Genomic DNA, 12,313 nt, shown 5'->3' with positions numbered 1-12,313 from the left:
AGGGCGTGCGCACGACCGGCGTGGGCGACGCGGCGGAGTTCGTCGTGAACTTCGGCGTGAACGGCGGCGCGATGACGACGATGAGCGTCGGCGCCGCGGGCGGCGCCGGCGGCGCGGCGCAGCCGGCGAAGATCGCGGCGTAGAGGCGACGTCTGACGGATGAAGTCTGAAGTGAAGACTGGGGCGCGGCCTGTGTGGCGCGCCCCTTTTTGTTGCGCGCCGAGATCGGCCAAGGGGGGTGAAGAGCCGGGTGCCACGGTTTGGTACGCCAAGCCGTGCTCTGCCTGGGCAGCGGAAGACACGGCACGGCGTACCGTACCGTGGCACCCGGCGTTGACATCGATCGGCGGGTGAACCGGTCGTCTTCACTTCGGCTTTGGGCGTCATCGTTCGGACTTCGCCCCTCCCCTTCCTAATGACATTCCGGGCGTGCTCCGGTATATCAGTGGTGTGCCCCGTCCCGATTGCGAGGGCGGGCGCGTGGAGAGAGGCCTCATGCTGATGTCGTACGCTGCTCAACGCGATGGGTTTCGCCGCCGGATACGGGGTGGCGCGGTGTCGTGGGTGGGGGTGGCGGTGGCGGTGCTCGGGCTGCTGGCCGGGTGCGCGCAGGGGCCGCGGATGTACGGTGGCGATGCGGCCCGGACGATCGACCGCAAGTACGTCGAGTACCCGGCGGGTTACGAGCTGACGCTGGTGGCGGACCGGTTGACGGCGCCGAGCGCGATGACGTTTCTGCCCGATGGGTCGATCGTGTTGGCCGAGACGGGGGCGGGGCCGATCGAGCCGCGCATCTACGGGTGGCGGCCCGACGGCACGTACTTCGACGTTTATCCCAAGCCCGATTCGTCGCCGTTCGCGTTCCTGAAGAAGCGGTTCCACATCTACGCGCCGATCGGCGGGATGGTCTACCACGACGGTGGGCTGTTCGTGTCGCATCGCGATGAGAACCGGATGGGCGTGATCACGCGGTTCGGCATCGACGACGGCTCGACGCGCACGGTGGTGGCGGACCTGCCGGCACAGGGGGACAACAGCGTGACGGACATCACGCTGTCGCCGACCGGGCGGTTGATTTTCGGCGTGGGCACGGCGACGAACAGCGGCGTGGTGGGGTTGGACAACTTCAAGGTCGGCTGGGTGCAGGAGCACCCGTTGCTGGCGGATCAGTCGTACGTGCCGTTGAAGCTGTACGGGTATCGCTTCAACACGCCCAACCCGCGGGCGGGCCTGTTCGTGGGAGAAGACGTCGCGGTGACGGCGCCGTTCCAGCCGTTCGGGGTGAGCAACCAGACGCGCATCGCGCCCAGCCCGGTGGCCAAGCCCAACGGGGCCATCTATAGCATCAGCCCGACGGGCGGCGATCTGCGCGTGGAAGCGCACGGCATCCGGTTGCCGCGCGGGTTGCGCTACAACGAGTTCGGCCGGCTGTACGCGACGAACAACGGCATGGAACTGCGCGGCACACGGCCGGTGCAGGACGACCCCGACGCGCTGCTTCGCATCGTCCCCGGCACGTGGTACGGCTGGCCCGACTATACGGCCGACGTGCGGCCCGTGGGCGAGTTGGAGATCAGCGACGCGACGAAGGCGATGATCGTGAAGAGCGGCTATCCCGACCTGGCCTTCCTGATCGACCACGGCGCCAGCGGCCTGCTGGCCCCCAACCGCGACACGCTGGTGAGCGCGGCGTTCCCGTCGCTCAGCGGCGCGGCGAAGTTCGACTTCGTGCCCGAGGAAACCCCCTTCCGCGAGTTCCGCGGCAACGCGATCGTCGGCATGAGCGGCGACCGCGCCCCCTTCGCCAGTGGCGGCCAACCGCTGCGCGGCACGGTGGGGTTTGAGGTGGTGCGCGTCGACATGGACACGCGGCAGGTGAAGCAGTTCATCTTCAACACCAAGGGCAAGCCCAAGAGCCGCATCGACAAGACCGAGGCCGGCGACGCCATGGAACGCCCGATCGACATCAAGATCGCCCCCGACGGTTCGATGTACATCCTGGACTTCGGCCAGATGCGCCTGCGCGGCGGCAACCCCGAGATCACCCGCCGCTCCGGCCGGCTGTACCGCCTGACCCCCCTGCCCACCACCCAACCCGCGGCGATGCCGACACAGCCGGTGACGTCGTGGGTGGAGTAGCCTTCAGGAGAAAGTGAAGAAGTGACATGCGGCAGGTCGGCGTCTACCTCATGGCCACGCTCTACGGTGCGGTCATGGGATTCGCGGCACTGCTCTGCGTCGCGATGGTCTTCGGGCAATCAGCGCAGGGATTGAAAGGCTGGCTGTCGATCGTCCCGACCGTTGGGACGTTTGCCGTAATGATCGGCGTTGGAGCGATCGCGTTTCGATCGGTCGTCCGACGGTTCGAACCCCAACAAAGCGACTCCAATCCTTAGCGTCCATCTCATGCCTACGGACCCTCCCGAACCGCTCGATTACTCCAGCCCCGGCACGCCGCACCCCGAGCCGAGGTGGTGGAACGTACTGCTGGTCTTTGGATGCTTGCTAGGGATTGCCATCATCTGCATCTGCGTGCGCAGCCGCTAACGCTTTGCGGTCGGGATTGTACTAAGCACACACACTCGCATTCTTGTCTGCCATGCGGCGCTAGACACGATTTCATCAAGGGGAGCCACGAAGTCACAAAGGCGCGAAGGGGAACACGAAGGAAGAACAGAGGCGTCGCGGAACGCCGCGCGACGTCCTCCCTCTCCCTCCGGGGGAGGGAGGGGGTGAGACCCCGAAGACGCGGAGAGCGTTCCCGGAGGAACGGAGGCGCCCACCGCGCGTCGCGGCAGAGGAGTGATAGCCCCCCGCTTACACCGTCAACGAATCCACGTTCGCCCCACCTGCGGTCGTGGTGGCGGTCAGGCGGATGATGTTCGTGCCGGACTGCAGCGTCGCCAGGATCGACGTTACGTTCCACGTGGTCCAGCCACCGGTCGGGGCGAAGGAAAGCGTGCCGATCGCGACGCCGTTGACGGTTACGCTCAGCGGGCGGTTAACCGTGCCGCCGTTGGCGTAACGGAAGGCGAGTGACTTCTGCCCGGCGGTGGACTGCGCGACGGTGAACTCGGCGTACGACCCGTTGCCGGCAAAGTCGGCGTAGCCGGTGCCGGTAAAGCCACCGTTCTGGTTACTGGGGGCGGTGCCGTTGCCCAACTTGGCGGACTCGCCTTGGTAGACCGTCATCGTGGGGGGTGGCGGGTTGGGCGTGGTGCCGGCGACCGTCAGTTGATCGACGTTCGCCCCGCCGGCGCTGGTGGTGGCGACGAGATTGATCGTGTTCGTGCCGCTGTTGAGCGCGACGTCGCTGAGCGTTGCGGTCCCCCAGGTGGTCCAGCCGCCCGTTGGACCGAAGGCCAGCGTACCGGCGCTGGCGCCGTTCACGTAGACCGCCAGCGGCCGGTTCGCGGTGCTGCCGTTGGCGTAGCGGAAGGCGAGCGAGGTCGCGCCGGCGGCCGACCGCGTCAACGTGAACTGGGCCGATGACCCGTCGCCAGCAAAGTCGGCGAAGCCCGCGCCGATGTATCCGGCATGCTCGGCGCTGCCACGCGTGCCGCCCGCCAGCGTCGCCGACTCGGCCTGATACACCGTCGTCGACGGTGGTGGCGGAGGAGGCGGCGGCGGCGCGACGACGGAACCGACGGTCAGCTGGTCGATGTTGGCCCCACCCGCGCTCGTGGTCGCGGCGGCGCGTATAGTGTTTGCCCCGCTCGCGAGCGCGACGTTGATCGACGTCGTGCCCCACGTGGTCCAACCACCGGTGGGGCCGAAGTTCAGCGTGCCGGCGCTGGTGCCGTTGATGAAGATCGCCAGCGGGCGATTGGCGGTCGACCCGTTCGCATAGCGGAAGGTAACCGTCGCCTGCCCCGCCGCCGCGCGGTTGACCGTCCACTGCGCCGCAGAACCGTTGCCACCGAAGTCGGCATAGCCCGTGCCGTTGTAGCCGGCATTGTCGTCTGCCACGCCGGTGCCACCGCCGAACGTGCCGCCTTCCCCTTGCAGCGTAACGGTCTCCGGCGGTGGCGGGTTAACGATGACGTCGTTGTCGACCTCGGTCGCCGTCACCGTCGTGCTCGTGAGGTTGAAACCGGTGAGCGAGAACTCTGCGGTTCCATTGGCGGCGTCGGCGTCTTCATTGGCGCGGAGCTCGACGTTCTGCGGCGTGTTCCAATTAGTGGTGGTGAACGTCACGAACTGCGTGTAGTTGAACAGATCGATGTCGCTCTCGTGGTTGCGGGAGATCTGGACGTCCACGTTGCTGGCCGGCTGCGACGACAACTTCACCCCAAAGGTCGCCGACGCCCCCTCGTTCACCGCCAGCGAACTGGGCGTTGCCACGATGTTCACCGGCGCGACGACCTTGATGGTGACGGTGTAGTCGGTGTAGGCGCCGTCCTTATCGCTGATCCGCCCGCGCACGACGTGGTCGCCGGGCGTCGTCAGGTACTTTGCGGGCACGGTGGCAGTGCCACTGGTGCTGTTAGTGACGTCGAATGCTTCGTCGTTGTCGAAATCAAAGCTAAACCGGAACCCCGCCGCGGAGTCACCGGCGGCATCGCGCGTCGACCGGAAGTACACGGTCGTGGTATCGCCTGCCGTCACCGTTGGCGTCGGCGCGACGAACTCGCCGGTCGGTGCGGCGTTGCTAATACGCACGAGCGGCGCGGGGAGGTACTTGGCGAGGAAACTGTAATAGCCCGGCGTCCCGCCCCCTTCGATCGTCACTAACGATCCGTCAGATTGGAGGACCGCGTCAGTCGGATAGAGGTACTGGCCTACCGGTCCCGGTGTCGCGGCAACGCCGTTGGTGCCAAAGCTAGTGTCGAAGGATCCGTTCGAGTTGAGGCTGACCAATAGCCCGGCCGTGGCGCTGCTACCAGGGCTGACGCCTGTTGCGAGGATCCGTCCATCGGCTCTCAGTAGCAACCGTGTCAGGTAGTCGCTCGCACCAAAATTGACGACACGTTGGCCACTGACGCCAAAGGTTGAATCGATGCTGCCGTCGGCATTGAAGCGAGAGAAGATCGCATCGTTTACGTTGCCGCTGGGGTTGGTCGTGCGTCCGAAGAGCAGTTTGCCGTCGGGCTGAATGACCAGGTCGCTCGCGTACTCAGATGCGGTAAAATGGACTTTCCCCGCTGTGCCAAAATTCGCGTCAATGATGCCACTCGAGTTCAGCCGCACCAGCATCGGCTTCGAGGCCGAATTCGTAGTAGCCGTTTCGGCAGCAAGCACAATGCCACCGTCCGGCGCGATCGCGACCGCGGTGCCTTGGTCCGTTGCATTGACGTTGATCGTCGCGACGCCTGCGACGCCGAACGTTTCGTCGAGCGCACCGTCGGCCGTCAGCCGCAGCGCCAGAATATCGCGGTCGGTATTGACACCCATCCCGACGACCACAATTCGTCCGTCGCCGTCGATCGCCGCATCGCGGGTCCAGTACGAGAAGAGGCCGGCTGGGTTGAAGGTTAATGCTGGGATGTCGGCGATGCCGCCAACGCCATAGGTTGTGTCGAGCGTCCCGGCGCTCGTAAAGCGGGCGGTGAACACGCCCCGCTGGTCGTTCCTGTACCACGACGTGCCGACGACGAAGATGCGGCCCTGGCTGTCGACGAACGCGTTGGTGACATCCAGGCGAGGCTGCCAGGAATCGTTGAGGGGAATGATGGTTCGACCCGCAGTGGCCCCGTCCCCAAACGTGGCGTCGGGGGTGCCGTCCTTCAGGAAACGATGCAGCACCAGCCCCTGCGGAATGAACGGATCAGTCATGCTCGGCGGTCGTAGGCCAGCGCTGAAACCGGCCGTAACAATTCGGTCCTGAGCATCCGTCGCCACGCCTTTCAATATGTCGGTGGTATAGGCTCGAACTCTCTCGTGCGCCTTCCCAAACGTGGTTACGTTCTTCGCAAAGTCAGCGTCAATCTCCGCCGACGGCTCGCCTGATCCGATGCGCACCGGCACCGGAACCTGCCCACCCGACGCGTTGGCCTTCACGGTAATTCGGTCCGTCGCGGGGCCGTCGGCGAAGAGGTGCGTGACCGCGGGCTGGCCGAACCACGCGCCTGAGGTCGTGCCGTCACCCCAATCGATGGCAAATCCTGAGACGCCGGTCGCGTTTGGCACCTCCGTCGGCAGCGTCAGCACGTACGGCTGCCCCTCCACCGCCGTCGCGGGCCCGGTGGCGGCAACGGAAAGCAGTTGGCGAGCTTCCAGCGATTCGATCGTGAACGTGCGGCGCAGGCGCGGCTGCGACTTCCCCTTGCGGACGGACATGTTGGTTTCCCTCTTCCCTTGAAAACTGGCGCGGCGTGAACAAACGCCGACGCAAGGGCAATGGTAATCGGCCGCGCGACGGCTGCAAATCCCAATGTCCAATGAACAAAGCTCCGCGTCGACGTGCTCCCCTTTCACATGAATCCCGCTTGCCCCCCATCACCCGCCCGTTTACAGTCATCGTCAATGCGTCACACCTTGGTGGGGTTGGTGCTGTTCGTCCTGCTGTCGCCCGCAGCGGTCCTTGCACAGATTCGCGGCGAGGTCGAGAGCATCGGCTTCGGTGGTTACTACCGTCCCGATGCTTGGACGCCCATGGTCGTGCGCATCCGCACGGCCGGCCTGACCACCGGCTTCCATAAGCTGCAGGTCATCCAGGAAGACCTCGACCGCGACCGCCCCGCGTACACGCGCGACATCAGCATCGACACCAGCCAGGCCGAACAGCGGTTCTGGATGTTCTTCATCCCCCAACCCAGCGGCCTGCCCGACGCCCGGGCCAGCGGCTCGCTCGACGAGCTGCGCCAGCGATTGCGCGTGCAGCTGCTGACGGCCGACAACAAACCCGCCGGCCAACTGGCGCAAACGCAGGTGCCTGAATCGCTCGATGGCCCACCAGCGCGCGACGGTGCGTTGCTGCGCGGCCGCAAGCTCGTCCTCTGCATCTACGACGGTGACAGCCGCCCGGCGTTCCGCGAGTACGACCGCGCGATCGGCATCAGTGAGGACGTCGCGTTCGTCGCGATGCGCCCGCGCGACTTGCCCGAAAATGCGTTGGCCTACACCGCCGTCGATTCGATCCTCTGGCTGAACGCCGACGCCAACGCACTGGATGAGGGCGGCGCCCGCCGCACCGCCGCCATCGAACAATACGTGCGAACCGGCGGACGACTGATCGTCTGCCAGTCGCCCGAGCGCGACCGTCTGACGCCACTGGCGCACCTGCTGCCGATCGAGTACGTCGCCGCCGGTGGCACGAGTCTGGTGGAGATGAAGGAGACGCAGCAGCCCGAGCCGCTGCGCTCGCTGGCGCGGTCGAACGACCCGCGCGACGCGTGGAGCACCGTGGTCGGCCCGTTCCGCATGGGCGCTGCCACGCCGAAGCCCAACGCGATGGTGGAAGAACGGCTCGCGATCGAATGGCCTGACGGCACGACGTCTCCCTGGATCGTGCGCGGCGTGCTGGGCCTGGGGGGCACCACCTGGGTCGCACAGGACCTGGGCGACCCGTCCCTGACGGCCCGCACCGCAACCGCGGGTTGGGCGCACGTGTGGGACACGGTGTTCGCGTGGAACAACGACACGCTGCCCGCCGCCCGCCGCGGGGACGACGACAACGGGTACAGCGACCCGTCGAGCGCCATCGACGTCGGCTACACGCTGCTTACCGGCATGAACCACGCCGGCCGTGGCGCGGCGCTTGTGCTGATGGCGGTGATCTTCTTCATCATCTACTGGCTGGCCGCCGGGCCGGGCAGCTACTTCGCGCTCATCAACTGGCGCAAGAAGGAGCTCAGTTGGCTCGCCTTCGCCGCCGCCGCCGTGGTGGCGACGGCGATCACGCTGATCATGGTGCGCCTCGTGCTGCGCGGCCCACCGGTCGTGAAGCACGTGACGGTCGTGCAGTCGGCCGTTGGCCAACCCGCGATCGCCACGAGCAACATCGGGTTGTACATCCCGAACGACGGGTCCATCCCCGTCACGCTCGGCCAGACCGCCGAAGGATCGCTGCCGTACGTCGCGGGCTATCCGCAGCACCCGCAGCAGCGCCCCACTGATACCGATCGCCCGCCCGTGCAAGGCGAGTACATCGTGCCCGTGCCGGACGATACCGAGGCCGGCGCGCCGGTCGTCGCGTTCCCCTACCGCAGCACGCTGAAGAAGGTGCAGGCCCGCTGGTCGGGCGATCTGGCGGGCCGGGTGGACGGGTTCGCGAAGCTGTCGCTCAACCAGTTGCGCGGCGTGGATGGCGTGCTGACCAACAACACCGGCGCCGATTTGCGCGACATCTACATCGCCTACCGCAACGCCAACGGGCAGATGCGCGTCCTCTATCGCGAGAAGTGGGTGAAGGGCACCACGATCGACTTCGCACGCGACGTGGCCGACCCACCGTTCCAGGTGACGCCGCCCGGCCTCAACCTTGAGACCGAGGCCGAACGCCGCCGCTATCGAGTTCCGCGCGAGGACCGGTTGGGTGGCTGGCCGATCATCGACTTCATGGGCACCGGCCGCGGTGATGCCGGCTGGACCAGCTGGTGGTACGGCGGGCTGCGCAACCAGGGCCTGTCCGGCATGGGCAATATTGCCACGCTTGACGACTCGACCAACGGTTACGTGCGGTCGCTGCCGCTGATGGCGCTCTACGACCTGCTCCCCACGCCGCGCGACCAGACCCGCAACGAACGCAGTCGCTTCGAGATTTTGCGTCGCGGCGTGCGACACCTGAACATGTCGCACATCGTCAGCAACGGCCAGATGCTCGTGCTGGCATCCACGGCCGAACAACAACCACTGCCCTACCCGTTCCTGGTCGACGGCGACCCGTACGGTGGCACCGGCGACCTGCTGTACGAGTTCGTCATCCCCCTCGACCGCACGCCACCGGAACCGCCTGCAACCCAGCCGACGACGGCGCCGAGCGAGTGAAGGCGGCGATAGTTCGACCGTGACGCGGGCCTGCGGCCCGTGTAGGCAACGAAGTTTACGCAGTACGGGCCAGAGGCCCTTGTCACGAGAATCACATGGCCGCTGTCATCAAAACCGTCAACCTCACCAAGCGATACGGCACGCTCGTGGCCCTGTCGAACCTGAACCTCGAGATCAACGAAGGCGACTGCTTCGGCTTCATCGGGCCCAACGGCGCCGGCAAGTCGACGACGATCAAGATCCTCGCCACGCTGCTGCAGCCCACCTGGGGCGAGGCGCGCGTGTGCGACCTGGTCGTCGGCTACCAGAGCCGCCAGATCCGCCCGATGATCGGCTACGTGCCCGACTACTTCGGCGCGTACGAGGACATGGTGGTGCAGGAGTATCTGGACTTCTTCGCCGCCGCGTACAACATCAACGGCGCCCAGCGGACCAAGATCTGCAACGACGTGCTGGAACTGACCGATTTGGGCTACAAGCGCGACGCCCCCGTCGACGGCCTCAGCCGTGGCATGAAGCAGCGGCTGTCGATCGCCCGCGTGCTCGTGCACGACCCCAAGGTGCTGCTGCTCGACGAGCCGGCCGGCAACCTCGACCCCCGGGCCCGCATCGAGCTGCGCGAGCTGCTGAAGACGCTGCAGCGCATGGGCAAGACGATCATCATCAGCTCGCACATCCTGCCCGAACTGCAGGACCTCTGTAACACCGTCGGCATCATCGAACGCGGCGAACTGCTCTACAGTGGCCCCTGGACGGAAATCGTCCGCCGGGCGAGGGGCGGGATGAATCTGCTCGTCGGCGTCCTCGAAAACCAACGGCAGGCGGAAGCGCTGATCAGCCAAGACCCGAACGTTGAATCGGTCACGCCGAAACCCGGGCATTTCGAAGTGGCATTGAAGGAAGGCGTGAAGGACTACACGTTCATCCCGCATCGGCTGCTGTCGTCGGGCTTCAGGCTGACGCTCTTGAAGGAAGAGGAAGTAAACCTGGAAACGGCGTTCATGCGCATGACGAAGGGCATTGTTCAATAGAAGCCCGATGGCGAACCTGAGACGACGCATCGCGGCCGCGAGATGCCGATGTCATCCCGATGGGAGGCTTGCCAACCTGAGGGATCTCCCAAGGCCGAGAACCGTCCGTAATTCGAGATCCCTCAGGTCGGCAGGCCTCCCATCGGGATGACAACTAACGTGACGACGGCGGTCGTTCGTCATTTAGCCTTCGTCATTCATTGGTCACTCTGGTTTGGTCATTGGTCATTACCCATGCTAGGCATCACCGACTACCTCTGGCGTCTCATCCCCGCCAACCCGATCCTGCTCCGCGTCATCGAGGCCGGTGGCAAGCGGCGGCGCGATTTGTTCATTCGCTGCATTTACCTGGGCCTGCTGATCCTCGTCGTGGTCTTCTCGCTGAACACGCAGGCGACGCAGCTCGACCAGCTGACGAGCATCAGCCGGCAGCTCTTCGAGCGCATGAGCTACCTGCAACTGGCGCTGGTCGCCCTGCTGTCGCCCATCTTTACCGCCGGGGCGATCACGCAGGAAAAGGACAGCCAGACGTACGACATCTTGCTCGCCACGCCGTTGACTAATGGGCAGATCGTGCTGGGGTCGCTGCTGTCGCGGTTGTTCTTCGTGATCGCGTTGCTCATCAGCGGCATCCCGATCTTCTCGATCACGCAGATCTTCGGTGGCGTGGCAATCCGCGACATCATCCAATCGTTCAACGTGGCGGCGGCGACGGCGTTCGTGACCGGTTCCATGGCCATGGCGATCGCGACCTTTAAGGTCGGCACCCGGCGGACGATCTTCAGCTTCTACTTCTTCATCGTCCTCTACCTCGTCGGCACCGCGCTGTTGGACCAGCTGGACGCGTTCAAGATCAACCTGACGACCGGCGCGCTCTCGACGACCAGTTGGATGACCGGGCTGAACCCGTTCCTGGCGCTGCAGACGATCTTCGGTTCAGAGCTGTATGCCCCGCCCGCCATGACCGACCTGCCGCCCGACTTGCAGGGCTGGCCCTGGGGCTGGTACCTCGCCCGGCCGGCGGGGTTCTACATCACGTTCATGTTCTTCCTGAGCTTCGTGCTCGTGGTGCCGTCGATCGTCATGCTGCGCCGCCTGGCGCAGTCGACCGTGTCGCTGCGGTCGTGGATCTTGCAGAAGCTGCACGTGTCGAAGGGCGCCACGACGCGCAAGCCGCGCTTCGTCTGGAGCAACCCGATCGCCTGGCGCGAGGCCAAGACCAAGGCATCGGCCGCCCGGGCGACGCTGCTGCGCTACGGCTTCATGCTCGCGGGCGTTGCCGGCGCGGTCGTGCTGCTGTGGTTATATTCGTCGACCACCACGCCGGCGATGTACATCGACCGCACGAGCTACGACAGCGCCACCGGCATCTTCACCGTCTACACGCCCGACTCGGCCACCAACTACGAGATTCGCGCCAATCAGCCCGTCGACGTAAAGGTGAACGGCCAACCCGGCACGCTGGAGGACCTTCGCCGGCGGATGGCGGTCGACGTGACCACCAGTGGTGGCAACGCCCGCGTGCTGGCGAGCGTGACGGCGACCGAGGTGCCATCCGCACTGTCGGCGACGGCGCTGCAAGGCTACCTGCTGGGCGCCACAATCGTCGAACTGGCGATCATCCTGCTCATCGTCACCAACGCCGCCGCCAGCACGGTGACGCGCGAGAAGGAGGACGGCAGCCTCGACCTGCTGCTGACCACGCCGATCACCAGCCGTTACTACATCTGGGGCAAGCTGCGCGGGCTGGTGAGCTTCGTGCTGCCGTTGATCGCGGTGCCGCTGGCCAGCGTGGCCATCTTCATCGTCTACGACATGTACCGCTTGCTGAGCGGTTCGGGCGGTGTCGGCTTCCGCTGGATCGTGCTGCCGGAAGCGCTGCTGATCTTGCCGGGCATGTTCGTCATCGTCTGCGCGTTCGCCGCCATCCTGGGCATGCAGATGTCGCTGCGCATGCGCACGACCGTGACGGCGGTGATGGCCAGCGTCGGCATCGTCGCCGGCGTCACCGGCACGCTCGGCTGGTGCGGCTACACCTTCCTCGAAAGCGGCCGCGGTTCGGACATCGCGGTCGCCATCGGCAGCTTCAGCCCCTTCACGCTCCTGGGCCTGCTGATCAACCCGCAGGCCGTCAGTTACAACTTCAACCCCGCCAACCCCACCTGGGCCAGCGAACTGGCCGATGCCCGCGTGCTGATCTTCATCGGCAGCTGGATCGCGATCGGCATCTACACCGCCGTGGTGTGGGGCATGTATACAGGCATGGTGAAGAACTTCGACATGACGATCCGCCGGCAGTCGCGGTAGACGCGTTTTTCGTCCATCGTCTCCGCGCGTACCACGGGCGGCTCGCC

Annotated in this window: 6 protein-coding genes; 5 read left to right on the top strand and 1 reads right to left on the bottom strand. The window is 65.8% G+C overall.

Translation table 11 applies throughout. The annotated features are described in order from the left end of the window. The first annotated feature begins 495 nt into the window (after positions 1 to 495). Both VGN72_23890 and VGN72_23885 read left to right on the top strand, forming a co-directional pair. A complete protein-coding gene (locus VGN72_23890; GenBank protein HEV7302402.1) occupies positions 496 to 2,139 on the top strand; it encodes a hypothetical protein in 1,644 nt (547 codons plus the stop codon). 26 nt (positions 2,140 to 2,165) lie between these two features. Then, positions 2,166 to 2,396 carry a hypothetical protein gene (locus VGN72_23885; protein ID HEV7302401.1) on the top strand — a complete coding sequence of 77 codons (231 nt, stop codon included), beginning with the start codon at positions 2,166 to 2,168 and terminating at the stop codon, positions 2,394 to 2,396. Positions 2,397 to 2,817: 421 nt separating this feature from the next. Here VGN72_23885 and VGN72_23880 read toward each other — a convergent pair whose 3' ends face one another. Further along, complete coding sequence (locus VGN72_23880) at positions 2,818 to 6,279, bottom strand: carbohydrate-binding protein (protein HEV7302400.1); 3,462 nt, start codon at positions 6,277 to 6,279, stop codon at positions 2,818 to 2,820. Between the two features lie 186 nt (positions 6,280 to 6,465). Between VGN72_23880 and VGN72_23875 the strand changes: the two genes are divergently transcribed. The 3 genes from VGN72_23875 to VGN72_23865 all read left to right on the top strand — a co-directional run bounded on the left by VGN72_23875 (position 6,466) and on the right by VGN72_23865 (position 12,266). After that, a complete protein-coding gene (locus tag VGN72_23875; GenBank protein HEV7302399.1) occupies positions 6,466 to 8,928 on the top strand; it encodes a hypothetical protein in 2,463 nt (820 codons plus the stop codon). A gap of 95 nt (positions 8,929 to 9,023) precedes the next feature. Continuing rightward, complete coding sequence (locus VGN72_23870; GenBank protein HEV7302398.1) at positions 9,024 to 9,959, top strand: ABC transporter ATP-binding protein; 936 nt, start codon at positions 9,024 to 9,026, stop codon at positions 9,957 to 9,959. Positions 9,960 to 10,193: 234 nt separating this feature from the next. Continuing rightward, positions 10,194 to 12,266, top strand: coding sequence for an ABC transporter permease subunit (locus VGN72_23865; protein ID HEV7302397.1), 2,073 nt, complete (start codon positions 10,194 to 10,196; stop codon positions 12,264 to 12,266). Positions 12,267 to 12,313: the final 47 nt, after the last annotated feature.

It is taken from the genome of Tepidisphaeraceae bacterium (assembly GCA_035998445.1).
Taxonomy (GTDB): Bacteria; Planctomycetota; Phycisphaerae; order Tepidisphaerales; family Tepidisphaeraceae; genus DASYHQ01.
The sequence above is the reverse complement of the archived record's forward strand: the minus strand, read 5'-3'. Positions and strand labels throughout refer to the sequence as shown.